This is a genomic window from Sphingobacterium sp. BIGb0116 (assembly GCF_024808035.1).
Classification (GTDB): domain Bacteria; phylum Bacteroidota; class Bacteroidia; order Sphingobacteriales; family Sphingobacteriaceae; genus Sphingobacterium; species Sphingobacterium paramultivorum.
In genome coordinates this window covers 386,680-412,991 of the sequence record NZ_JANUDT010000008.1, presented here as the reverse complement: position 1 = coordinate 412,991, position 26,312 = coordinate 386,680, and the positions used below count along the sequence as shown (strand labels likewise).

General features: G+C 39.6%; 17 protein-coding genes and 5 tRNA genes. 3 read left to right on the top strand and 19 right to left on the bottom strand.

Features of this window, described 5'->3' with window-relative positions:
• Positions 1 to 451 precede the first annotated feature (451 nt).
• The 15 genes from rpoC to M2419_RS19695 all read right to left on the bottom strand — a co-directional run bounded on the left by rpoC (position 452) and on the right by M2419_RS19695 (position 15,587).
• The gene (gene rpoC, locus M2419_RS19765; RefSeq protein WP_153847174.1) at positions 452 to 4,729 is read right to left on the bottom strand and encodes a DNA-directed RNA polymerase subunit beta'; all 4,278 of its coding nucleotides are present in this window, start codon (positions 4,727 to 4,729) and stop codon (positions 452 to 454) included.
• A gap of 71 nt (positions 4,730 to 4,800) precedes the next feature.
• Positions 4,801 to 8,610 carry a DNA-directed RNA polymerase subunit beta gene (rpoB, locus tag M2419_RS19760; RefSeq protein ID WP_153847175.1) on the bottom strand — a complete coding sequence of 1,270 codons (3,810 nt, stop codon included), beginning with the start codon at positions 8,608 to 8,610 and terminating at the stop codon, positions 4,801 to 4,803.
• A 167-nt stretch (positions 8,611 to 8,777) separates the two neighbouring features.
• Positions 8,778 to 9,155 (bottom strand): 50S ribosomal protein L7/L12, encoded by a 378-nt coding sequence (rplL, locus tag M2419_RS19755; protein WP_003011668.1) that lies wholly within the window; start codon positions 9,153 to 9,155, stop codon positions 8,778 to 8,780.
• A gap of 78 nt (positions 9,156 to 9,233) precedes the next feature.
• Complete coding sequence (rplJ, locus tag M2419_RS19750) at positions 9,234 to 9,752, bottom strand: 50S ribosomal protein L10 (RefSeq protein ID WP_046672239.1); 519 nt, start codon at positions 9,750 to 9,752, stop codon at positions 9,234 to 9,236.
• 2 nt (positions 9,753 to 9,754) lie between these two features.
• The gene (gene rplA / locus M2419_RS19745) at positions 9,755 to 10,453 is read right to left on the bottom strand and encodes a 50S ribosomal protein L1 (RefSeq protein WP_046672240.1); all 699 of its coding nucleotides are present in this window, start codon (positions 10,451 to 10,453) and stop codon (positions 9,755 to 9,757) included.
• Positions 10,454 to 10,475: 22 nt separating this feature from the next.
• Positions 10,476 to 10,919, bottom strand: a complete 444-nt coding sequence (rplK, locus tag M2419_RS19740; protein ID WP_028072660.1) for a 50S ribosomal protein L11 — start codon at positions 10,917 to 10,919, stop codon at positions 10,476 to 10,478.
• A 266-nt stretch (positions 10,920 to 11,185) separates the two neighbouring features.
• Positions 11,186 to 12,772 (bottom strand): S41 family peptidase, encoded by a 1,587-nt coding sequence (locus M2419_RS19735; RefSeq protein WP_182330048.1) that lies wholly within the window; start codon positions 12,770 to 12,772, stop codon positions 11,186 to 11,188.
• A gap of 70 nt (positions 12,773 to 12,842) precedes the next feature.
• Positions 12,843 to 13,388 carry a transcription termination/antitermination protein NusG gene (gene nusG, locus M2419_RS19730; RefSeq protein ID WP_046672242.1) on the bottom strand — a complete coding sequence of 182 codons (546 nt, stop codon included), beginning with the start codon at positions 13,386 to 13,388 and terminating at the stop codon, positions 12,843 to 12,845.
• Between the two features lie 20 nt (positions 13,389 to 13,408).
• Positions 13,409 to 13,603: a preprotein translocase subunit SecE gene (gene secE, locus M2419_RS19725; protein ID WP_028072657.1), complete on the bottom strand. Its 195-nt coding sequence runs from the start codon at positions 13,601 to 13,603 to the stop codon at positions 13,409 to 13,411.
• A 23-nt stretch (positions 13,604 to 13,626) separates the two neighbouring features.
• A tRNA-Trp gene (locus M2419_RS19720) sits at positions 13,627 to 13,697 on the bottom strand.
• Positions 13,698 to 13,860: 163 nt separating this feature from the next.
• Positions 13,861 to 15,045 (bottom strand): elongation factor Tu, encoded by a 1,185-nt coding sequence (gene tuf / locus M2419_RS19715; RefSeq protein ID WP_153847177.1) that lies wholly within the window; start codon positions 15,043 to 15,045, stop codon positions 13,861 to 13,863.
• A gap of 72 nt (positions 15,046 to 15,117) precedes the next feature.
• A tRNA-Thr gene (locus tag M2419_RS19710) sits at positions 15,118 to 15,189 on the bottom strand.
• A 95-nt stretch (positions 15,190 to 15,284) separates the two neighbouring features.
• Positions 15,285 to 15,357: transfer RNA gene (locus M2419_RS19705), tRNA-Gly, on the bottom strand.
• 50 nt (positions 15,358 to 15,407) lie between these two features.
• Positions 15,408 to 15,488, bottom strand: a tRNA-Tyr gene (locus M2419_RS19700).
• A gap of 26 nt (positions 15,489 to 15,514) precedes the next feature.
• Positions 15,515 to 15,587 (bottom strand) — tRNA-Thr (locus M2419_RS19695).
• A 326-nt stretch (positions 15,588 to 15,913) separates the two neighbouring features.
• On the opposite strand from M2419_RS19695, the gene M2419_RS19690 reads away from it, so the two are divergent.
• Positions 15,914 to 17,077, top strand: coding sequence for a BamA/TamA family outer membrane protein (locus M2419_RS19690; protein WP_153847178.1), 1,164 nt, complete (start codon positions 15,914 to 15,916; stop codon positions 17,075 to 17,077).
• A gap of 177 nt (positions 17,078 to 17,254) precedes the next feature.
• On the opposite strand, the gene M2419_RS19685 is transcribed toward M2419_RS19690, so the two are convergent.
• The 4 genes from M2419_RS19685 to M2419_RS19670 all read right to left on the bottom strand — a co-directional run bounded on the left by M2419_RS19685 (position 17,255) and on the right by M2419_RS19670 (position 21,955).
• Positions 17,255 to 17,773, bottom strand: a complete 519-nt coding sequence (locus tag M2419_RS19685) for a hypothetical protein (RefSeq protein WP_259255536.1) — start codon at positions 17,771 to 17,773, stop codon at positions 17,255 to 17,257.
• Positions 17,774 to 17,855: 82 nt separating this feature from the next.
• Complete coding sequence (locus tag M2419_RS19680; protein WP_182330052.1) at positions 17,856 to 19,175, bottom strand: PAS domain-containing sensor histidine kinase; 1,320 nt, start codon at positions 19,173 to 19,175, stop codon at positions 17,856 to 17,858.
• 3 nt (positions 19,176 to 19,178) lie between these two features.
• On the bottom strand, positions 19,179 to 20,540 hold the full coding sequence (locus M2419_RS19675) for a sigma-54 dependent transcriptional regulator (protein ID WP_153847181.1): 1,362 nt from the start codon (positions 20,538 to 20,540) through the stop codon (positions 19,179 to 19,181).
• 32 nt (positions 20,541 to 20,572) lie between these two features.
• Positions 20,573 to 21,955: a TolC family protein gene (locus tag M2419_RS19670; protein WP_159730438.1), complete on the bottom strand. Its 1,383-nt coding sequence runs from the start codon at positions 21,953 to 21,955 to the stop codon at positions 20,573 to 20,575.
• Between the two features lie 634 nt (positions 21,956 to 22,589).
• On the opposite strand from M2419_RS19670, the gene M2419_RS19665 reads away from it, so the two are divergent.
• Positions 22,590 to 23,843, top strand: coding sequence for an efflux RND transporter periplasmic adaptor subunit (locus tag M2419_RS19665; RefSeq protein ID WP_153847183.1), 1,254 nt, complete (start codon positions 22,590 to 22,592; stop codon positions 23,841 to 23,843).
• Between the two features lie 81 nt (positions 23,844 to 23,924).
• Positions 23,925 to 26,300 (top strand): ABC transporter permease, encoded by a 2,376-nt coding sequence (locus tag M2419_RS19660; protein WP_153847184.1) that lies wholly within the window; start codon positions 23,925 to 23,927, stop codon positions 26,298 to 26,300.
• The last annotated feature ends 12 nt before the right edge of the window (positions 26,301 to 26,312 follow it).

Below are 26,312 nucleotides of genomic sequence, written 5' to 3'. Positions count from 1 at the left end.
TTTTTTCGATTTCCGCGTTTAAAATAAACTGAGCGGGATTTTAAATCCTGTCAGGCTTCTCTTAAACCCTTCTTTTTTCATGATTCCCTCTTTCGGGGTAACCGTTCCTCCCTTGCGGAGTGGTGCAAAGATAGGGAGTTTACTAACAAACTTCCAAGCCTTTTGTTTATTATTTTTTAACATTAAGGTTAACTAACTGTAACATTGAACGATTCATTTAAGATAGATATGCATTAAGCCGTCCAATCAGGTAAAATTAACCAATTAAACGGCCAAGCTGCTTGCTATAAATTTCAGTTTGCCCCCCTCCCTTAACAAGCAATTTCACAACTAAAAGGGCAAGTTTAAATACATTTTACTACGTTCTTCTATATCATATAAGGTCGCTATAGAAACAAAAAAGGTCCAGACGAATGTCTGGACCTTTCTATATAAAATAATCTATGATAGATTAATCTTCTTCTTTCGAAGCCAACAATTGATCGTACTCTTCGCGAGAACCGACAATTAAGTTGCTGTATTGACGGATACCTGTACCTGAAGGGATCAAGTGACCAACGATTACGTTTTCTTTCAAACCTAATAAGTTATCACGTTTACCTGCGATAGCAGCCTCGTTCAACACTTTTGTAGTCTCTTGGAAAGAGGCTGCAGAGATGAACGATTTCGTACCCAATGAAGCTCTGGTAATACCTTGCAACAATGGACTTGAAGTCGCCGGAATTGCTTCACGAACTTCAACAAGTTTTAAGTCACGACGTTTCAGACTAGAGTTTTCTTCTCTCAACTTACGTAAAGAAACAATTTGTCCCGGACGTAAATTATTGGAGTCTCCCGCATCAACAACAACTTTCTTGTCAAACAAGGAATCATTTTCTTCCATGAAATCCCATTTGTTAACTGCTTCTTTTTCTAAGAAACGCGTATCTCCTGGATCTTCGATGTTAACTTTTTGCATCATTTGGTGAACGATCGTCTCGAAGTGTTTATCGTTGATCTTTACACCTTGCAGACGGTATACCTCTTGGATACCATTCACAATGTAATGTTGCACCGCTGATGGACCTTTGATCGACAAGATATCCGCAGGAGAGATCGAACCATCTGATAATGGCATACCAGCTTTCACGAAGTCATTATCCTGAACAAGGATATGTTTAGAAAGAGGTACCAAGTATTTCTTGATTTGACCATCACGAGATTCGATAGACATCTCACGGTTACCGCGTTTCACACCACCCAATGTTACCACACCGTCGATTTCTGTTACAACAGCAGGGTTAGAAGGGTTACGTGCTTCGAATAACTCCGTTACACGTGGTAGACCACCTGTGATATCTCGCGTTTTACCTGTAGAACGAGGGATTTTAACAAGGATACCACCTTCTTTCACTGTTACACCATTAGCAACTGCAACGTGGGCGCCTACTGGGATATTGTAGGTACGAATAACCTCTCCCGATTTATCAAGAATCTTGATGGATGGGTTTTTCGTTTTATCGCGTGTTTCAATAATTACTTTCTCTTTGTGACCAGTTTGCTCATCTGACTCTTCACGGAAGGTAACACCTTCGATGATTGCATCAAATTCAACTTTACCGGCAAATTCCGAAATAATTACTGCATTATATGGATCCCATTCGACCAATTTATCACCTTTAGCTACTGTACCGCCATCCTCAACGAACAACTGTGAACCATAAGGAATATTTTGTTGGAATACGATTTTATTATGTGCATCAATGATCTTAACCTCACCAGAACGTCCTAAGACTACCTGATGTGTGCCATTATCGTTTGTTTGCGAAACAGTACGTACGTTTTCAAATTCGATTTTACCATCGTATTTAGAAATGATACTTGAATCAGCAGCAATGTTCGATGCCGTACCACCCACGTGGAATGTACGAAGTGTCAACTGTGTACCTGGCTCACCAATTGATTGAGCGGCAATAACACCCACAGCTTCACCTAACTGAACACGCTTACCTGACGCCAAGTTACGTCCGTAACAACAAGCACAAACACCACGCTTAGACTCACAAGTTAACACCGTACGAATCTCAATTCCTTCGATACCTGCTTTTTCGATAGTTTCAGCAATTTCCTCAGTGATATCTTCATTTGCAGAAACGATCAATTCGTCAGTATCCGGATGAAGAACGTCATGCAATGGTGTACGACCCAAAATACGATCGAACAATGGCTCAACAACATCATCATTATCTTTCAATGCTGTTGTATAAATACCACGTAAACCACCACAATCTTGTTCCACAACGATCATATCTTGCGCTACGTCATGTAAACGACGAGTCAAGTAACCCGCATCCGCTGTTTTCAATGCCGTATCGGCAAGACCTTTACGCGCACCGTGGGTAGAGATAAAGTACTCCAATACGGACAAACCTTCTTTAAAGTTTGACAAGATCGGGTTTTCGATAATCTCACCACCAGAAGTACCTGATTTTTGAGGTTTCGCCATCAAACCACGCATACCACATAACTGACGAATCTGCTCTTTCGAACCACGCGCTCCAGAATCCAACATCATGTAAACTGAGTTGAAACCTTGGTTATCATTCGAAAGAATATCCATAACGTGTGCAGTCAATCTGTTGTTGATACGCGTCCAGATATCGATGATTTGGTTATAACGTTCGTTGTTTGTAATGAAACCCATGTTATAGTTATTCATTACTTCTTCAACCTCGTTAGTTGCTTGTTGAATCAATTCAGCTTTCGCAGCAGGAATGTTCAAATCTTCCAAGTTGAACGAAAGACCACCTTTGAAGGCTGTTTGATATCCCAATTCTTTCATATCATCCAAGAATTGTGCTGCACGAGCCATACCCGTAGTCTTCACAATTTCACCGATGATATTACGCAAAGATTTTTTCGTAAGCAATTCATTGACAAAACCCATTTCCTCAGGAACAACTTGATTGAAGATCACACGACCTACAGTTGTTTCTAACAAGGTATCAACAATGCTACCATCTTTTTGTCTAACTTTTGTTTTTACTTTAATCCAAGCGTGAAGATCAATTTGCTTCTCATTTAAAGCGATGATAACCTCTTCAGCCGAATAGAAAATCATATCTTGACCTCTTACGATTTGATCACCAGCAGTTTTACGGCCTTTAGTAATATAGTAAAGACCCAATACCATGTCTTGAGATGGTACTGTGATTGGAGAACCATTCGCAGGGTTTAAGATATTGTGCGCACCTAACATTAAGATTTGGGCTTCCAAAACTGCAGCATTACCAAGAGGTAAGTGGACTGCCATCTGGTCACCGTCAAAATCGGCGTTGAACGCTGTACACACTAATGGGTGTAATTGAATAGCTTTACCCTCTACTAATGTAGGTTGGAAAGCCTGAATACCCAAACGGTGAAGCGTAGGTGCACGGTTTAGCAATACAGGGTGACCTTTCAATACATTCTCAAGGATATCCCATACCACAGGATCTTTACGATCAACGATTTTCTTAGCTGATTTTACTGTTTTTACAATACCACGTTCGATCATCTTACGGATGATAAACGGTTTGTAAAGTTCAGCAGCCATATCTTTAGGAAGACCACACTCGTGTAATTTCAAGTGAGGACCTACAACAATTACCGAACGAGCTGAATAATCCACACGCTTACCTAACAAGTTTTGACGGAAACGACCTTGTTTACCTTTCAAAATATCAGATAAAGACTTCAATGCACGGTTACCTTCTGTCTTAACAGCGTTCACTTTACGTGAGTTGTCAAACAAAGAGTCTACCGCTTCTTGAAGCATACGTTTTTCGTTACGTAAGATTACTTCAGGAGCCTTGATTTCGATCAAACGTTTTAGACGGTTGTTACGGATAATCACACGACGGTATAAGTCATTCAAATCCGAAGTCGCAAAACGACCACCATCCAAAGGCACTAAAGGACGCAATTCAGGTGGAATGATTGGAACGATTTTCACAATCATCCATTCTGGACGATTCTCGATATTTTCACGTGAACTACGGAAAGCCTCAACTACATGAAGACGTTTTAACGCTTCATTTTTACGTTGTTGAGAAGTCTCATTAGCAGCTTGGTGACGTAAGTCGTACGACAATTGATCCAAATCAATACGTTTCAACAAATCTTCTAACGCCTCAGCACCCATCTTAGCAACGAATTTTTGAGGATCGTTATCGTCTAAATATTGATTTTCTTTTGGTAAGGTATCTAAAATATCTAAATATTCTTCTTCAGTCAAGAAGTCCATGAAGTTGATACCATCTTCTTCCTTAATACCAGCTTGGATAACCACATAACGTTCGTAGTAAATGATCATATCCAATTTCTTGGTAGGAAGTCCCAATAAATAACCAATTTTATTAGGAAGAGAACGGAAGTACCAAATGTGCGCAACAGGAACCACCAAGTTGATATGTCCCATACGCTCACGACGTACCTTTTTCTCTGTTACTTCAACACCACAACGGTCACATACAATACCTTTATAACGGATACGTTTGTATTTACCACAGTGACATTCGTAATCCTTTACAGGACCAAAAATGCGCTCACAGAATAAACCGTCACGTTCTGGTTTGTAGGTACGATAGTTAATCGTTTCCGGTTTTGTAACTTCACCACTTGAGCGTTCCAAAATAGTTTCTGGAGAAGCCAAGCTGATCGTAATCGAAGTGAAGTTGCTTTTAATTTTATTATCTTTTTTGTAAGACATACTTATTCAAAAGTTAAAGCTTTATAAAGAAGCTTTGAAGGACTGAGCCCTTCAAAGCCCTATTTGCTTAATTAATCCAATGTGATATCTAGACCCAATCCACGTAACTCGTGTACCAATACGTTGAACGATTCTGGTACCGATGGTGTCGGAAGGTTGTTACCTTTTACGATTGCCTCGTAAGTTTTGGCACGACCAACCACGTCATCCGATTTCACAGTCAAGATTTCTTGAAGGATGTTAGACGCACCAAATGCTTCCAATGCCCAAACCTCCATCTCACCGAAACGTTGACCACCGAATTGCGCTTTACCACCCAGAGGTTGTTGCGTGATCAATGAGTACGGACCGATTGAACGTGCGTGCATTTTATCATCAACCATGTGACCTAATTTCAACATGTAGATTACACCCACTGTCGTCGGTTGATCGAAACGGTCACCTGTCAATCCGTTGTACAAATATGTACGTCCAGATTTTGGTAAGCCAGCTTTCGCAACCCAATCTTGTACCTGGTCCATTTCAGCACCATCAAAGATAGGTGTAGCAAATTTCACACCCAATTTTTGACCTGCCCAACCCAATACGGTTTCGTAGATCTGTCCCAAGTTCATCCGTGAAGGTACCCCTAGTGGGTTCAACACGATATCAACTGGTGTTCCATCTTCTAAGAATGGCATATCCTCGTCACGTACGATACGTGCAACGATACCTTTGTTACCGTGACGACCGGCCATCTTATCCCCTACTTTCAACTTACGTTTTTTAGCAACGTAAACTTTAGCCATCTGCACAATTCCTGATGGAAGTTCATCACCGACAGATACTGCGAATTTATCACGTTTGAATGAACCTAGCTCTTCATTAATTTTGATATTGTAATTATGAAGGGCCATTTTGATCAACTCGTTTTTATCTTCGTCAGTTGTCCATCCCATTGGGTTGATGTTGTTGTAATCCAATTCAGCTAAGATTTTTTGTGTAAACTTAGCACCCTTAGCAACCAACAACTCTTTATATACATTGTAAACACCTTGGCTTGTTTTACCATTCACTACAGTGAATAATTTTTCAACCAAACGATCTTTCAATGATTTAACAGCTCTATCGTGAGCAACCTCTAGTTTCTCTAAAGTTTTACGCTCAACCTCTTTAGACATTTTCTTCGCACGCGAGAATAACTTCGTATCGATAACAACACCTTTTAATGATGGTGGAGTTTTCAATGAAGCATCTTTCACGTCGCCAGCTTTGTCACCAAAGATTGCACGTAACAATTTCTCTTCTGGAGAAGGATCAGACTCACCTTTAGGTGTGATTTTACCAATTAAGATATCACCACCACCAACTTCAGCACCGATACGGATAATACCGTTTTCGTCTAAGTCTTTTGTCGCTTCTTCAGATACGTTAGGAATATCAGCTGTTAACTCTTCTTCACCACGTTTTGTATCACGAACTTCAAGTTCGAATTCTTCAATGTGAAGAGAAGTAAACCAGTCTTCTTTCGCTACACGTTCGGAAATTACGATCGCATCCTCAAAGTTATATCCTTGCCAAGGCATGAACGCTACTTTCAAGTTACGACCTAATGCCAATTCACCATTTTCAGTCGCATAACCTTCACATAATACCTGTCCTGGTTCAACTCGCTGACCTTTCTTAACGATAGGCTTCAAGTTCATACATGTATTTTGGTTGGTTTTCTTGAATTTGATCAATTTATATGTTTTGACATCATCATCGAATGATACAAGACGATCATCGTCGTTTCTGTCATAACGGATCTTGATTTCATCAGCATCTACATATTCTACCACACCATGACCTTCCGCATTGATCAATGTGCGTGAATCTTTCGCAACACGACCTTCAAGACCAGTACCTACAATAGGAGCTTGTGGACGCAATACAGGCACGGCCTGACGTTGCATGTTCGATCCCATCAATGCACGGTTGGCATCATCGTGTTCCAAGAAAGGAATTAATGAAGCCGCAATAGATGTAATTTGGTTTGGAGCAACGTCCATATAATCAAGCATATTAGGCTCGATAATTGGGAAGTCACCCTCATATCTGGCTTTCACTTTCGCATCTTCGAAATTACCTTTGTCATCATACAAAGCATTCGCTTGTGCGATTGTTTTACCATCTTCATCCTCAGCAGATAAATATACGACTGGCTCGTCAACCACAACAATCCCATCTTTTACCTTACGGTAAGGAGTCTCGATAAATCCTAAGTGGTTAATTTTCGCATGTACAGCCAATGAGGAGATCAAACCGATGTTTGGACCCTCAGGAGTTTCAATTGTACAAAGACGACCGTAGTGTGTATAGTGAACGTCACGAACCTCGAAACCTGCACGCTCACGGGAAAGACCACCTGGACCTAAAGCTGACAAACGACGCTTGTGCGTAATTTCAGCAAGAGGGTTAGTCTGGTCCATGAACTGAGACAACTGGTTTGTACCGAAGAACGAATTGATTACCGACGAAAGTGTACGTGCGTTAATCAAATCGGTAGGTGTAAACACCTCATTATCACGAATGTTCATACGCTCACGGATTGTACGAGCCATACGAGATAGACCTACACCAAATTGAGCATATAATTGTTCACCTACAGTACGTACACGACGGTTTGACAAGTGGTCAATATCATCTACTTCAGCTTTAGAGTTGATCAAATTGATCAAATACTTCACAATCGCAATGATATCCTCACGGGTTAATACTTTCGTCTCATCCGGAGTTCCCAACTTCAACTTACGATTGATACGGTAACGACCTACATCACCTAAATCGTAACGTTTGTCAGAGAAGAATAAACGATCGATGATACCACGAGCAGTTTCCTCATCTGGTGGTTCAGCGTTACGCAATTGACGATAGATATGCTCCACCGCTTCTTTTTCTGAGTTGGACGTATCTTTTTGTAAAGTGTTATATATAATAGAATAGTCCGCATTGTTTGACTCATCATCTTTTGCTAAGATAATAGACTTAACGCCAGCTTCGATAATCAAATCAATGTGATCTTCTTCTAGAACAGTTTCACGCTCAAGGATAATTTCGTTACGGTCGATAGATACTACTTCACCTGTATCTTCATCCACGAAATCTTCTACCCATTTTTTCAATACCCTAGCCGCAAGACGACGACCAACATATTTTTTAAGACCAGATTTACTAACTTTTACTTCATCCGCTAAATCGAACAATTCTAAGATATCTTTATCCGAATCGTAACCGATAGCACGCAATAAGGTCGTAACTGGAAATTTCTTTTTACGGTCGATATAAGCATACATGACGTTGTTTACGTCAGTTGCAAATTCGATCCAAGATCCTTTGAAAGGAATTACCCTTGCAGAATAAAGTTTAGTACCATTTGTGTGTCTACTTTGACCAAAGAAAACGCCTGGTGAACGGTGTAATTGCGATACGATGACACGCTCTGCACCATTTACCACGAAAGTACCTTTAGGAGTCATATAAGGGATAGTCCCTAAATATACATCCTGAACAATGGTTTCGAAATCTTCGTGTTCTTCATCATTACAAGATAACTTTAACTTAGCCTTTAAAGGAACGCTATAAGTCAAGCCGCGCTCGATACACTCTTGGATATCATAACGTGGTGGATCAATGAAATAATCCAAAAACTCTAGCACAAAAATGTTTCTTGAATCAGAAATAGGGAAGTTTTCCGAGAATACCTTGAACAGCCCTTCCTGATGGCGGTTGTCAGAAGTAGTTTCTAATTGAAAAAACTCCTTGAAAGATTCCAATTGCACATCTAAGAAATCTGGATATTCCAATACTTTCTTACTTGTCGCAAAGTTTATTCTTTCTTGTTGAATATTATTGTTTGCCAAGGGATATGAATTTTAGTTTTAAAAAAACTGCGCTTACACTTATGCTGTAAACCACCTTTCCACTGTGCCCAGCATATACACAGCATAGTGGCGTATTGATATAAATAGGAATAGACTCTGACGAAAAATCGTCAGAGTCTAAACCTTTTCGGGCTAATTAGTTGAGATTATTTAATCTCAACAACAGCACCAGCTTCTTCTAATTGTTTTTTCAAAGCTTCTGCTTCGTCTTTAGATACACCAGTTTTTAATTCTTTAGGTGCTCCGTCAACTAAATCTTTAGCTTCTTTCAAGCCTAATCCAGCTAAATCTTTAACCAATTTAACTACAGCTAATTTTTGACCACCAGCTTCTTTCAAGATAACGTCAAATGAAGTTTTCTCTTCAGCAGCAGCAGCACCACCTTCAGCTGGAGCAGCAGCTACAGCAACAGCAGCAGCAGCAGGCTCGATGCCATACTCGTCTTTTAAGATATCAGCTAATTCTTTAACTTCTTTTACTGTTAAGTTAACTAACTGTTCAGCAAGTTGTTTTAAATCTGCCATTTTATTTTGAATTTTTGAATGTACTTTATAAAAATTGTTAATTAAATTGTAACGAATGTTTCTGTTCTAGAGGATTCGTTAACCTCTTTCTTCTAAAGCTTTTACTAAACCTGCAACAGTATTTCCTCCTGATTGAAGAGCTGAAATAACATTTTTCGCAGGAGATTCCAAGGCTGCGATAACGTCCGCAATAAGTTCGTTTTTAGATTTAAGATTAACTAATGCAGTTAATTGATTATCTCCAACGAATGCAGTTGCTTCAATGAATGCCGCTTTTAACAACGGTTTTTCACCTGATTTACGCAATTCTTTGATTAATTTCGCAGGTGCGTTAGCGACTTCCGAAAACATCATTGTAGACGCTCCTTTAAGCGTTCCAAAGATTTCTTCTTCATCAACACCAGCTTCGATTAATGCTTTCTTGATTAAAGTGTTTTTTACAGCTTTAATCTCGATGCCTTGTTCAAAACATTTACGACGAATGTTATTCACTTTTTCAACGGACAACTCAGCAGTATCGGTAATATAGAAGTTACCGTAAGATTTAATCTGTTCGGCCAAAGCTAGAACAATTTCTTGTTTTTCTTCTTTTCTCATGATTAAATACCTGCTACTGATTTAGTCTCAATATGAATACCAGGACTCATAGTTGAGGAAATGTGAATACTTTTAAAGTAAGTTCCTTTAGCTGCAGATGGTTTCAAACGAGCTAGAGTTTGTAATACCTCTAGTGCGTTATCATATATCTTATCTGCATCGAACGACGCTTTACCAATAGAAGTATGGATGATACCGGTTTTGTCAACTTTGAAATCGATCTTACCACCTTTTACATCTGTTACAGCTTTACCAACTTCTGTTGTAACTGTACCAGTTTTAGGGTTAGGCATCAAGTTTCTCGGGCCTAAAATACGACCCAATTTACCAACTTTAGCCATAACACTAGGCATAGTAATAATGATATCAACGTCAGTCCAACCACCTTCAATTTTGCTGATGTAATCATCTAAACCTACGTAGTCTGCACCTGCCGCTTTAGCTTCTTCTTCCTTATCAGGAGTACATAAAACTAAAACACGAACAGTTTTACCAGTACCGTGAGGTAATGTTGCAATACCACGAACCATTTGATTTGCTTTACGAGGATCTACGCCCAAACGAACGTCGATATCCACAGAAGCATCAAATTTGGTCAATGAGATTTCTTTAACTAAAGCCGAAGCTTCTTTTAAAGAGTATGCTTTACCAGCTTCAATTTTGGATAGTGCCGCTTTTTGATTTTTTGTTAATCTAGCCACTTTTCTTAAATTGATTTCTTAATTAATTGTTCCAAGGAGCATTACCTGATACAGTAATACCCATACTACGTGCTGTACCAGCTACCATTCTCATAGCAGCCTCTACAGTAAATGCATTTAAATCAGGCATTTTATCTTTAGCGATTGTCTCAACTTGTTCCCAAGTGATAGCCGCAACTTTTTTACGGTTAGGCTCGCCAGATCCACTTTTTAATTTAGCAGCGTCTTTCAACTGAACAGCTACCGGTGGAGTCTTGATGATAAAATCAAATGATTTATCAGCGTAAACTGTAATGACAACAGGTAATACTTGACCTGGTTTGTCTTGCGTACGAGCGTTAAACTGCTTACAGAAATCCATGATATTCACACCTTTAGCACCTAATGCAGGTCCTACTGGAGGTGAAGGATTCGCAGCTCCGCCCTTAACTTGTAATTTTACTAACGCACTGACTTCTTTTGCCATTTTGTTTTGAATTTAATTTTGTTAAATGTCTGTTAGTAAGTTGGAAGCAAATAACGTAACATTCATCGGCCAGGACGTAACACCCCAACCGAGGTGCAAAGTTAATAAGAAGATTTGAATCCTGCAAGTATCTAACTTTTAATTTTTCAGGAATTTATGTTTTTTTACATCCTAGCCCAGATTGCCCATCCTTCTACAAAAAAAATCTTGACACTTTTCTAAATATTAACACTAGAATTATCGGTTTTAGCAAATTCACATCAGCTCTACTGTCCTTTAATAGACTTCAACACCTTATCCAATACCGGATCTTTACCCTTGATAACATCATCAACACTCCGTACGACAGGAACATCCGGCATTACACCCCGCCCCTCTTCTGACACTTGATAATAAGGTTTGACATCCATTAAGCCAAAACGCCAACGTAGATGGGAGTTCGGAAGTTTCAGCACAGGAAGAGATCCGGCAACTGTCCCATTGGCAGCCCCACCAGTTTCCTCCCCCACAAAAACAGCCCGCTTCCCAACTTTTAGATTTGTAGCAATTAAACTCGCTGCAGAAAAAGTCCCGCCATCAATCAGTACATATAAATTACCACGATAGCGACTACTTTTGGATTTTTCGACTTTACTCCCTGTAAGGTGGGTATAATTTATCCCATCTTTGGAAAAGCTTTTTGTCCAGGACACGACAGCACTTGGTATAATAAATGGTGATAAAACGGGATAAGACCAGCCCGGCAATCCTTTTATCTGATAAAACGGCAAGTTGAATTTTGAGGTGATAACTGCCGGCTGAACAAATTGGAATTTATCTGCTTCAACCAGATAGCTATATAATTCACGGACATCGGACAAACGTCCGCCCAAATTGCCACGAAGATCCAAGATCAGGTATTGTACTGAATTAAGCTCAAGGCGATCAAAAATTCTTCTATAGGCTTCTTTTGGACGCCCATACGAAAAGTCAACCACTTTCAATAAAGCAACACTACTATCGCCTTTGACAGGGAAAGAGAGCTGTTTACTCATTCTTTTTAGATTGGCATTATAACCGAATATTTTGCGCTGCTTTTTCGTGTCGGACTTCTTTTCGGAAGGCTTCTTATTCGTTTTTTCTGTCGCAGCATGGCTGGTTCCCACCTTTCCCTTCTGTTCAGCGGCTTCAAACCTTCTGACAACAGTCCGCTCATATGTACTATCGGCACGAGAAAACAAAACCGAGATAGAATCTTTATACCCCAGTTCCAATTGGTAATACCGTGGTAATAAACGCTCGAAAGCCTGATCTATAAATGTTGTATTATAGCCGTCCGACGTAAAGGTTGGACGATATTTTGTGTACAGATTTTGCGGTTGTATCCCCTCAATGGCAAGAATTTTAGAGCCTGGTACCAAACTTGAATCTAACGTCCCATTTTTTGAGAGATAGAGTGTATTTTCTTGCCAATGAAAGCCCAATTGCGAAAAGGGCCCCTTGCTTTTTTGATAGCGGACCTTATCTTTACCTTTCGGATCAAATTTGGAAATAAGCGGACTCAGGGTCATATGTCCCTGCCGAACTTGGGCCAGTACAGAAGCTAATGCCAGCTGAAACTGATTGGGCAATAATGGCTGGTGGATCGCCCTACGAAGGCTGTCGAACTTAACCTTTAACTGATCCTCCCCCACATACAGAAACAAGTCTGGATGCATTTTCCATAAGTTATGCTCAACATAGTTGATATCTTGCTGCATAGCTTCCACTGCCAGGGGAGTTTCAATAAACCGATTGTACTTCTCGACATTTGCACAGCTCAGCAATGTCAGCACATACACCAATACAAATAGATAAATAGTTGGCCTTTTCATTTGTAGTAAGATACAAAAAAAAGCCTTCCAATTTTCATGAAAAGCTTTTCTCTATCGTTAATTACTAATCTTACTCTTTTTCTACTTGCATGTAGTTTAGTTCAAGTGGAGTCTTACGACCGAAGACCTTCACCATCACGATTAATTTCTTTTTATCTTCGTGGACTTCTTCGATTTCTCCGGTAAATCCATTGAAAGGACCATCGTTTACTTTCACTGTTTCACCCACATAGTAAGGAACGTTAATGGTTTCACCTTGCTCGGCCATTTCATCCACTTTACCTAGGATACGATTTACTTCTGCTTGGCGCAAAGGGACCGCATTACCAGCTTTATCTCCCAAGAAACCAATTACGCTATTGATATTTTTGATGATATGCTCTAACTCACCGTCAAGAGCTGCTTCTAATAATACATAACCAGGATAGTAGTTACGCTCTTTAGCAACTTTCTTTCCATCACGCATCAAGTAGTATTTTTCCATTGGAATCAACACCTGAGGAATCAAGTGCTCAATACCTAAACGGCTAACTTCGGCATCAATATATTGCTTTACTTTCTTTTCTTTACCACTTACAGCACGAACTACGTACCACTTTAAACCTTGATCTGCCATAAATAAATACGATTGAAAAATTAAGAAGCAATACCGTACAAGAATTCTAACCCTACGCTTGAAGCTTTATCCATTACAAAGACAACCAATGCAATAAGAAGAGATGCAACAAGCACAATAACAGCTGAACTTTGTAACTGAGACCATGTAGGCCAAGTCACTTTCTCAGTGATCTCTACATAAGAGTCTTTAAAAAAATCAAGTACTTTTGCCATTTTAGTTTATCTGTTTTTATAAGCACGGGCACCAGGACTCGAACCCAGACCAAAGGTTTTGGAGACCTTCGTTCTACCTTTAAACTATGCCCGTGTATTTCTTATTTTGTGATGCAAATATAGTGTTTTAAACCACTTTCTGCAAATATTTTTTCACTTTTTTTTATTTTAATCCGATAAATCGCTTATCGAAAAAATAAGCTAATCAACCTCAGTCGATTAGCTTATTCTATGTGATTCTAAATCTTTATTAAAGACTAGATAATTTCAGTTACCTGACCAGCACCTACTGTACGACCACCCTCACGGATAGCGAAACGTAGACCTTTTTCCATTGCAATAGCAGAAATTAATTTCACGCTGATTGTAACGTTATCACCTGGCATAACCATTTCAGTACCTTCTGGTAAAGAGATTTCTCCAGTTACGTCAGTTGTACGGAAATAGAATTGAGGACGGTATTTGTTGAAGAATGGAGTGTGACGACCACCTTCAGCTTTTGACAATACGTAAACCTCAGCTTTGAAATGATCGTGAGGAGTTACTGAACCTGGTTTACAGATAACCATACCACGTTTGATATCAGTTTTCTCAATACCACGTAACAATAAACCTACGTTATCACCAGCCTCACCGTAATCTAAGATTTTACGGAACATCTCAACACCTGTTACTGTAGATTTCAAGTTCTCAGCACCCATACCTAAGATCTCAACTGGATCACCAGAGTTGATTACACCTCTTTCGATACGACCTGTAGCAACTGTACCACGACCTGTGATCGAGAATACATCTTCTACTGGCATCAAGAAAGGTAATTCAGTCAAACGTGGAGGAATTGGAATGTAGTTATCTACAGCATCCATTAATTCCATGATTTTCTCAACCCACTCAGGCTCACCGTTCAATGCACCTAAAGCAGAACCTTTGATTACAGGGATATCATCACCTGGGAATTCGTAGAATGATAATAACTCACGAACTTCCATTTCAACTAAGTCTAACAACTCAGCGTCGTCAACTAAGTCAGTTTTGTTCATGAATACTACTAACGCAGGAACACCTACTTGGCGAGCCAACAAGATGTGCTCACGAGTTTGAGGCATAGGACCATCAGTCGCAGCAACTACGATGATAGCACCGTCCATTTGAGCAGCACCAGTTACCATGTTCTTAACGTAGTCAGCGTGACCTGGACAGTCAACGTGTGCATAGTGACGGTTAGCTGTAGAATATTCTACGTGTGCAGTATTGATTGTGATACCACGCTCTTTTTCTTCAGGAGCAGAGTCAATTGAATCAAATGAACGAGCTTCTGACAAACCTTTATCAGCCAATACTTTAGTGATAGCAGCTGTAGTTGTAGTTTTACCGTGGTCAACGTGACCGATAGTACCAATGTTTAAGTGTGGTTTACTACGGTCAAATTTCTCTTTTGCCATGTTTATGCGAATTAGTAATTATAAATTATTTCTATTTGTTATATACTCTTGCTTAACTTTTACACAAGTACGAGCCAAAGATGGGATTTGAACCCACGACCTCTTCCTTACCAAGGAAGTGCTCTACCCCTGAGCTACTTCGGCTTACTAAAAAACCTTATTTACGTATTAATGCCCCCACCTTTAGATACATTATTATCAAAGAAGATAGAGACTAAATTTAATACTTGAAAAATTTGAGCGGAAGACGAGGTTCGAACTCGCGACCTATAGCTTGGAAGGCTATCGCTCTACCAACTGAGCTACTTCCGCTTAATAATTAGAAACTAGAATAAACCTAATACTCTAATTAAAATAAAGTGTGGAGGGAGAAGGATTCGAACCTTCGAAGCCGAAGCAACGGATTTACAGTCCGTCCCATTTGACCGCTCTGGAACCCCTCCAGACCTGTAACTTTCGTTACATTTAGAGCCTCTTATCGGAATCGAACCAATGACCTACTGATTACAAGTCAGTTGCTCTACCAGCTGAGCTAAAGAGGCTTCTAATATCTTTATTTAAACTTACATTCTATCAACGTCTGACTAAGCATTTCTACCTTTTCAGCGAGTGCAAATATCGAATTTACTTTTGATTTCTGCAAGTTTATTTTTTATTTTTTTTCATTTAAAGAACTAAGCAAACTTTCGTTGTTTTGAACCGTTGTTCCCTTGTTTGCTGATGCAAAGATAGACACAAAACTCACTTTACAAAAATATTTGTCAAAAAAAAAAGACAGTTTTTGGCAATTATACTGATATGCAGCACAATAATTTTTCATTGCATATTTACCTGTTTTGGTTATTTGGCTAATATACTATCTTTGGGCATGCAAATTTTACCGCAATCACTTTCAAAACTTACCCGATACTCCGTACTATTTACGGTACTTTTAATGGGATCGGCCGAATTGAAAGCTCAAAATATTATTCAAAAATTGAGTAAAAAATTTCTTTCCTCTGAAAGAGATTCTACACGTTCCGGTAGTTTTATGGTTTTACCGGCCGTTGGTTATGCGCAGGAAACAGGCGTCGAATATGGCCTGGCAAGCGCTTATAATTTTTATCTGGACAAATCTGATCCCAAAATCCGCACCTCCACTGTCATGGTCATGGGAACCTTTACATCCAATAGTCAGTCCAACTTCAAACTGCAGACCGATCTTTGGACTAAAAACAACGACTACCATCTGATTAGTGAAATACGCTACCGTAATTGGCCCTTTAACTATTATGGTGTCGGTATGGACACTTGGAAAGCCGATGAAGAACGCATTGATCAAAAATTATTTCGCGTCAAACTCGAAGCCGAGAAAAAAATCAGCAACAACCTGTATTCGGGTATCAACATTCAATACGATAACTTCACGATTCGTAGCGATAGTGCAGATCGCATTTTTAATCATTCCGATCTTATTGGAAAGCATGGCGGACAACAGCTACTCGTAGGTCTTTCGCAATTGTTTGACAATAGGGACAACGTTTCTTATACAACAAAGGGGTATTATGCTAAATTGCGGCTGGCCTATGCTCCAAAGTTATGGACAAGTACTGATTTTACGGGGGCAAACCTCGATCTGGATCTCCGTGGCTTTATTCCTCTGCACAACCAAGTCACGCTGGCCCTGCAAGGAATCTTTCGTTCCACATTTGGAAAAACAGTCCCATTTTACAACTACCGTGAACTCGGTGGAGACATGATGATGCGCGGTTATTACCTCGGGCGATATCGTGACAAGAATTACCTTGCCTCGCAGGCTGAACTACGTTATCGCTTTCATCCACGCTTTGGTATTGTTGGTTTTTCAGGGCTCGGGTCGACCTTTTCCAAGGAAAATAGCAGCCGATATGTCGCAAGTTATGGTGGTGGTTTACGCTACTTCTTTAGTCTCGAACACAATAGCAGCATACGCTTTGATTATTCTTTTGGTGAACAAAGACCCGGAGAAAAAAGACAGTCGGGTTTCTATCTGTCCCTAAGTGAAGCTTTTTAATAAACAAGAGCATCCATATATTTATGGATGCTCTTGTTTATTCTTGCCTAATGGCATCCACCTTTTCCTTTTTCCCCTCCTCTCCAATTCCCTCAACTTCAGATAAAATACTTGATGCCCAACGGAACGCGGTAGATGACTGACCATCGACAGTCAAAAAGAGGTCGGAACAGCAGCCTAAAATCGAATCAGAAAATTCTCTTTTCGCTGTTCTTTTCTAAAGTAAACCAACCCAATTCGGTATAGATCTATCGTAACTACACTATGATCATCCTCCTTCAGCTTATTCCAATAGGCTTCCCTTTTCGCTGATAAATGGGGCTCGTTTATAATTAATAAATCTCGATCGCCAACATTTTCCAAAAAATTCAGGTCGAGATCATCCAGATCAATATAATAAATATGTCGATACGCATAGCTTCCGCATTGGTCCTGTAAAAGTTTCTTATAACTTTCAAGCGGACGATCGGCCCAATAGCTAAAATTGTCGTAAGCAAATATCCTTAATAATCGATCGATTAATGCATACTTTTTCTGTTCTACCTTGCTCTCGTTTTGAATAGTTTGCGGTAGTTCTGAAATACTTTCTTTGGATGTCTTTTGATAGATCACTTCGTCTACCAATTTATAAACAAAAGGAGAATGGGTCCCATGGCGACTATGGGATACAAAATAATGCCGCCAATACTTAAGCATGTAGTTCATTTCGCTGCAAACATCGCTAAATTTTATGATTTTTCACATGGAACATCGGGTTTTAGTTTGCAGGAATGACCCCTTAAAACTGGAGAACAAAAACACTCCCTTCTCCTTCCGTACTATTGAGGAAAATAGTTCCTTTGTGCAAAAGCATGATCTGTTTGCTTAGGGTCAGGCCGACCCCTGTACCCGTTTTCTTTGTTGTAAAAAATGGCGTAAAGATCTGTTCCTGAAGATCGGCAGGAATTCCTGCTCCGTTATCTTCAATCCGAATCTGCACCTTTCCGTCTACTTCAAGAGCAGATAAACTAATATAGGCTTCTTCCCTATTTTTAACCGCATCTATTGCATTCAACATTAAGTTAATAATAACCTGCTCGATCAAATTGACATCGGCAGATAAGATTAGCCGTGTATTTTTCAGAATAATATCGACATCAATATTTTTCTGGATCAAGGTTGGTTCAAGCAGCTGATAAATATGTTCAAATAACTGCGAAATTTGGATCGGCGCTAGCTGAGGCTGATCGACCTTATTGATCATACGATAACTCTTCGCAAAATGTAAAAGTCCTTCACTACGACGTTTGATGGTGGAAATACCTGTTTTTAGATCATCAATATCTTCAGCTCCTTTAAAATGGTCCAAACGACCGTTTAAGGTTTCAGCAAGTGAGCTGATCGGGGCAATGGAATTCATGATTTCATGCGTTAGTACACGTAATAACTTGTGCCATGCCTTCGTCTCAGTCTCATCAATTGCTTCGTTGATATTTTGGTACACAACAATGCGAAACAAGGCGTCCTGTGTCTCAAAGCTTGAGCTCTGAATCAATAATTTTATTTTTCCTTTACTTGATTGAATGGACTCCATCTGTTGCTGTCCGTTTTCAAGTAACATGGTTTTTTCGTAAAGATCATTGTTTTTTTTCTTCAGTCCCGTGATGTTTCCAAGGTGTGGCAAATGAAACAGCTGTTTGAAAGCCTCATTCACCCACATGACCTTACCACTATCCATCTCATAAAAGATAATCGCCGAATTCAGCATATTGATCACACGATCCAGGTATTGGTGCTGAATCTCCTGCTTAATGCTGATCTCCTTATATGTTTCGTTGATCTGATTAAAGGCCAGAAAAAGCTGCCCCTCTACTGACTTTGTATTTTTCACCAAGAAACGTCTGGTAAAGTCGCGGTATTTGACCGCTTCGGAAAATTCAATCAGTTGCCTGGTCAAAAAATTATACTGTGCATATAGGTTAAAACCTAGGTATAGCATCATACAAAAGATCAAAGCCGCCTGTACATATTCCCTTTTTAGTAGCAAATAAGCGCTCGCAAGTGCCGCTACCAGCAGTAATATAACCTTGATTGCATTTAAGATTTTTCCGTGCCTCATCGACTAAATATCATATTTCTCCAAACGTCTATAAAGCGCCGCCCTGGTAAGCCCTAATTCTTTTGCTGCTTTACTGATATTTCCGTTATACCGCTCAATCGCCGATTTGATTGCTTTACGTTCCAATTCTTCCAGATTTTGACTGCTGGGACTGGATTCGACAACGCTGTTATCCATTTGCTGTTCTATTGGCGAGAAAAAGAGATCATTTCCGGCAATACTGAGCTGATCAGCCATAATTACGGCACGTTCGATGCTGTATTGGAGTTCTCGGACGTTGCCCGGGAAATGATATGCACACATTTTTTTAACCGCATCCGGTTCAAAGCCTTCAATCCGCTTATTGTATTTCTTCGAATAGATATCGAGAAAATGATCAGCCAATAGCTTGATATCCTCTCCTCGCTCACGCAAAGGCGGCACCTGAATTTCCACGGTATTGATCCGATAAATTAAGTCTTTTCGAAAACGACTTTCATCTGCGAGCTGTTTCAACGGAACATTAGTTGCTGAGATTAAGCGTATATCCACCGAGATTGGTTGATAGGAACCCAACGGTGTCACTTGTCTATTCTGCAGTACGGTTAACAATTTAGCCTGTTGCTGCAAAGAGATATTGCCAATTTCATCGAGGAACAATGTCCCCCCGTTTGCTGCTTCGAATCGACCTTGGCGGTCTTCACGGGCATCTGTAAATGCGCCCTTCTTATAACCGAAAAGCTCGCTTTCAAATAATGTTTCTGTCAGCGCCCCGACATCAACCTTAACATAGGTCCGGTCTGAACGTAAGGATCTTCGCTGAATGGCTTGAGCAATCAGGTCTTTCCCGGTCCCATTTTCACCTAATATTAATATATTGGCATCTGTAGGTGCAATTTTCTCCAATTTATATTGCAGTTCGTCCATAACAATGGAATTACCAATCAAATCAGGACTATTCGCACTACTGAGCAAGGAACTTTTACTTTTCTTTTCTTTATTTTTTGATTCAGCAAGAGCGCTTTCGATCGTTGCCAATAATTGCTCATTTTCCCAAGGTTTCACGACAAAATCTGATGCTCCCTGTTTCAGCGATTTTACAGCGAGATCAACAGCTCCATAAGCCGTAATCATAATGACGTGTACCTGTGGAAACTTTTCTTTGATCCGAGACAACCAATATAATCCTTCATTACCGGTATTAATCGTACTTTTAAAATTCATATCTAAAAGCACCAGATCGTAAGGTGTCTTCTCCAGATGTGCTATTAGGTTCTCCGGATTGGGTTCAACTTGAATATGACTAACTTTAGGTTTAAGCAAGATTCTTGCCGCAGTTAATAAATCCTGGTCATCATCAACGACTAAAATAGATGCTTTTTTCATACTTCCTGACTTCATTGAAGATACTAAGATAACTATAAATTCAACGAGCCTGCGTAATAATCATTGATATATTTTTGCAGCAGCCATTCATACTGCTTGACGACCAATTGAATCTGGCTGTTGTCGAATTTCGTTTTTGCGGTCAAAAATATCACTGAATTACTATTTCCCAATTCGAATACTACTTTGGCAATACGAAAAGATTCCGCATAATTTTCATTCTGACTACGCAATTGTGTAATCATATTGCTTGCGTTCTGCAAGTTAAAAACCGCATTGGACGTCGCCGACCGTAAAACATTTTGTTGGATCTCTTTTTGAAATCTAGCCGTCTGCAAATCTAGTTTTGCCAAGCGGACGTTGTTATAAACCTGCAAATGATTAAAAATCGGAACAGAAAGATTGAGAGAAATATACTTTCCTACGTTATTACGCATTTGTGACCAATACGTTCCTTGAATCCCCAATTTAGAATAATTTGATCCTAAACCAGCGTTCAGGCTTAAGGACGGATAATAGTATGATTTCGCAATCTTAATATCCCGCTCCGCCACTTTGATCCGATAATCCAGCGCCTGTATATCCGGCAATTGATCAACAGCCATTTCATAGAGCTGTTTCGCATCCAGTCGCTGCCCGCTCTCTTTTATTCCGAGGTTATCCAATTCGCCCAATTGATTTTCATCCATATTTAATAAGGCAGCAAGTTTCACCCGGCTACTGTATAGTAACTGACGATTATTTTCAATCGTGTTAACATCATTTGCCAGTTGTCCTTTCAAATCAAAGTAATCCCCAGGATTAATTGCGCCTTCCTTATGCATGCTCTCCGCACGTCTGACCTGTTCTCGGGTAACCTCAGTCTGCATTTCTGATTGCCGCAATATGTCCTGAGCAGTCAAACTTTGGATATAAGCGGTAATAACGTCCAGTTTTAAAGCATTAATCTGTGTATCAAAAGTCAATTTACCGGCAGTCTTTGCATCAGCACGCATCCGGATATCGTGAAATAAACGGAACCCTCTAAATATTGGAAGGCTTGCGCCCAAAGAAAAATTCCCTGTTGAGTTGTTGGATGAAATATATTGAAGGGTCGAATTATCCTGAGATCTTCCTGATGTTAGGCTATGCTGTAAGCTTGCGTCAACATCGGGAAGTCTATTCGCTTTAGCCTGTGCTAAATTCACTTCCGCACGCCTCACATCGAGTTCATTCTGCAATAAGGCTGGATTGGCCTTTATTGCCAACTGAATACACTCAGCTAAGCTCCGCTTGGCAATTTGTTTATCGTCTACCGCTGCAATTGTTGCTGTCCCCGTTACTCTTTCCGTTAGTCGCTGCTCCGTCTGTTGCGCCCCTGCCTTGGCATAACTCAATAAAAAGCATAATGTACTATATATATAGACTCTCTTCATATCCATTTTTTATTTTGTTGCTGACCATCGCCATGCCAAACAACAAAAACACTAACTATCAAATAGATACAAAAAACATATTTTCAAAAATGTTCATTAATGAACAGTCGGTGTGCGTAGTTGGACAATAGCAAAGACAAACTGTATAAATAGAAGAATAATTCAAATCAAATTCGACATTTATTCTTCTATTCAATGGATATAAGTCGGAGCTTGTTCGGATTTTTTTCGGTTACAACCGAACAAGCTCCGAACAAGCTCCGACTAAGTACCGAACAAGCACCGAGTAAACAACGAAAGTAATATAGTTAAATCCTAAATTTTAACAGACCACTTTTACCAACCTTTTGGACCGATCGGTCAATATAGCTACCTACCTCTTACCTAATTTGCCCCAACAGAGTAGCCTTTGCCCCACCGGAACTAATGTGCTTCACGGCAGCCAGATTATATTTGCTAAAAGCGCTTCAGTTGACGCCCTAAACAGCAAAAAACTTCCAGTTGTACGCCTTCGTACAAGAAGTGTCCGCTATCGAACACCAAGCTTCAAACTAAACAAAATAAGAATCTATCAATCAATAAATTACATTCTTGGCACAGCTTTCATAGTTATATACAAAATTGATATTAAATTATGGACAGACCTTTAGAAAAGAAGAAGTGGAATAGCAAACGTATCATGACTATTGTGGGGGTTGCTGGCTTAGTTGGATTGATCAGCGCCAGTTTCTATTTTACCTCCGGCAAAAGCAAACTGAATGTTGAAGCTGACCGCATCTCTATCGTCGAAATAAAAAATGGAAACTTTCAGGAATTTATCCCTATAAATGGCACTGTGCTTCCTATTAGCAGCATATACCTCGATGCTTCTGTTGGTGGACGCGTAGAAGAAAAGTTTGTAGAAGATGGCACTATCTTAAAAAAAGGGGATGCAATCATGCGTCTTTCCAATACCGATCAGGAGCTTACCTTGGTACAACAAGAAACGCAAGTGCTGAATCTATTGACACAGTCCCAAATAGCGCAGACCAATGCACAACAAGCATCGATTAACAACCGCAACCAAATGGCTGATGTAGAACAAGCCTACCGAGAAGCTGAACGTATCTATACCTTAAATAGAAAATTACTCGCTGAAAAAGCCATTGGTACACAAGAGTTCGAAAAATCAAAGAACGATTATAACTATCAAAAAGAACGGGTCAACTTGACCAAGCAGATCCTAAAACAGGACGAAATCTCTAATGCGCAAAAAACTAATCAGGATAAGCAAACTTATCAACGTACACAGAGCGCATTGGAACTGATGAAAAGAAAAATTGGTGATCTGATCGTTAGAGCACCTGTTGACGGACAATTGACAGCCTTCGATGCAGAAATCGGACAAAACAAAAACGCCGGGGAACGGTTGGGACAAATCGACGTCTTGACAGGATTCAAAGTGCGTGCTGATATTGACGAACATTATATCAACCGTATTTTCCCAGATCTACAAGGTGAATTTTCTATCGGTGAAAAAACCTACAAACTCCGTATCAAGAAAGTCTATACACAGGTCACCAATGGTCGATTCCAGGTTGACATGGAATTTATCAATGATGTTCCAAAAGGGATTCGTCGTGGACAAACTTTACAGATACGTTTAGCGTTAAGTGACGAGACAAAAGCATTATTACTGGCAAAAGGAGGATTCTATCAACAGACCGGTGGTAACTGGATCTTCAAATTGGATAAAAATGGAAGCACAGCATATCGTGTCGATATCCAATTAGGGCGACAGAATCCGGAATATTATGAGGTTATCAAAGGTCTACAACCGGGGGATAAAGTTATCGTATCGAGCTATGAGACCTACGATAAGGTTCAAGAGTTGAATATTAAAAAGTAACATCATATAGCGGTTATCGAAGAGACTTGATTAAGTGCATCAAATCTTTTTGATAACCGCTATGATCCTATTCAAAGAACAATGATAAAGAACGCGATCAAAACTGGAATTCGTTCCTTGCTTACAAACAAGAAGTTTACACTTCTGAATATTGCCGGACTAAGTATTAGTCTAACAGTGGTTATTGTCATTGCACTTTGGATCACGGATGAATTGTCCTTTAATAAGGTCTTCAATAATGCGAATCGAGTATATGAACTGTCGACAAACTTCGATAAGGAAAATGACCAATTCGTTCATGCTGCACCACCGCCAATTGCGCTATATGGAAAATTAAAAATTCCCGCAATACAAGAGGCGTGTCGCATAAGTGCTGGGCAGGACATACAGTTCAATAAAGATGAACTGATGGCCAGCGAACATGGGGTGTATGTTGACAGTACCTTTAACAACGTATTCGATGCTAGTACAGAATCGTTGACTCCCGAAAAGTTATTCCAAGGAAAACAGTCAATCGTTATTACAGAAAAGATTGCCAATAAATATTTTAAAAATGAAAATCCATTAGGACAAACGCTCTATTTAGAAGTTGACCGTATTCTGAAAACTGGTAAACAGCCTTTTCTAATTACAGCAGTCATCAAAGACTTCCCTAGCAATAGTTCCATTAAGGCTGATTATCTATTACCATTTGAACTACTGGCCAGTCTATCCAAAGAGCCTCTGGATGAAAAATGGGGCAATTTTCAATATTACATTTATTTTTTGCTAAAGCCAGGTGCCAATCCGGATCAGGTGGCACAGCAGCTCACCGCCATCCAAAAAGACAATTTTCAAGGAAATACGCTGTATACTAAATTTGCATTCTTCCTACAGAAAATAACACAAACAAATCTATATACTCCTAAAGGTGGTGACAGCGGTATGCAGTCCGTTTATATATTTGCAGTCATTGCCTTTGTTATCTTACTAGTTGCCTGTATCAATTATGTCAATTTGGTTACGGCCCGAGTTACAAAAAGAATAAAGGAAATCAGTATTCGTAAAATTATTGGCGCTAAGAGAAGTCATCTTTTTCTTCAATATCTGACCGAGTCTGCGGTGCTGTTTTTGATTTCATTAGGTATTGCTACCCTACTCGCTTATCTAGCGATCCCATTTTTTAATGTGCTCGCTGAAAAAAACATTCAATTCAGCCTTCTTTCTTCCGAACTGTGGTTTATCTTTCTACTCACCTTTATAACAACGGTACTAATTGCAGGAATCTACCCTGCTGTACTTTTCTCAAGCAACAAGGTGTTGAGCCAGCTAAAAAATAACAGCACACTATTTGGCAACAAAAATAATCTACGAAAAGGACTTGTTGTCCTACAATTCTGCTGCACAGTTATACTCATTATCACCACTTTTATTTTTGAGAAACAACTGCATTATATGCGTCACAAGGATTTAGGATACAATAAAGAAAATGTCTTTCTATTTGAACAGAAAAACTTTTTGCCCCATTATGAAGCAATCCGAAACGAACTACAGCATCAACAGGGTATTTTAGGAGTTACCGCCGCCAGCAACGACATCAGTAACATCGGATCTGAAACCGCCGACATTAATTGGGATGGAAAAGACCAACTGCAGTCTAATTTTTTCATTAGACGCGTTGCTATTGATCCAAACTTCACTTCTGTTTTAGATATCAAATTAGCCGAAGGAGCTGGTTTTACAAAAAATCCTTCCGATAGCAGTCATGCACTACTGAATGAAACTGCAATTAAACAAATGGGCTTAAAAAATCCCATTGGTAAAACCATTACTTTTCAGGGAAAAACACTGACTATTGTGGGCGTCATGAAGGATTTTAATTTTAATGACCTAAAAACAGCTATAAAACCCTGCATCTTTTTTTCCGGTATGGGCTATGCACTTGGCGGAATGTATATCAAGACCAGCCCAGGACATGAAGAACAGGCACTTGCTGCCGTCCAAAAGCTATGGAACAAATACAACCCCCAATCAACCTTCAATTATTCCTTTATGGATGAATCTTTTGATAAAATGTATAAAAAGGATATTATCCATGGAAAACTTGTTCAGTTATTTGCCGCTATAACCATTTTACTTTCATGTATCGGATTATCTGGGCTCGTATTGTTCAGCACAGAATCTAAACTGAAAGAAATTGGAATCCGTAAAACCCTAGGTGCATCGAAACGGGATATTGTTATGATGATCGGTAGAGATTATATGATCCCAGTGATCGTATCATTCCTTATTGCTTTTCCAATTTCCTGGCTGATTATTTCCAAGTGGCTTGACAATTATGTTTACCGCACATCAATAGATCCTTGGGTTTTCTTATTAGCGGCGATAACAACTATTTTATTGGTTGTTCTTACAGCCGGTTCAGTTTCGCTCAAAGCGGCAATGGTCAACCCTACAAAAATTTTAAGAGACGAATAGAGTAATAAAATA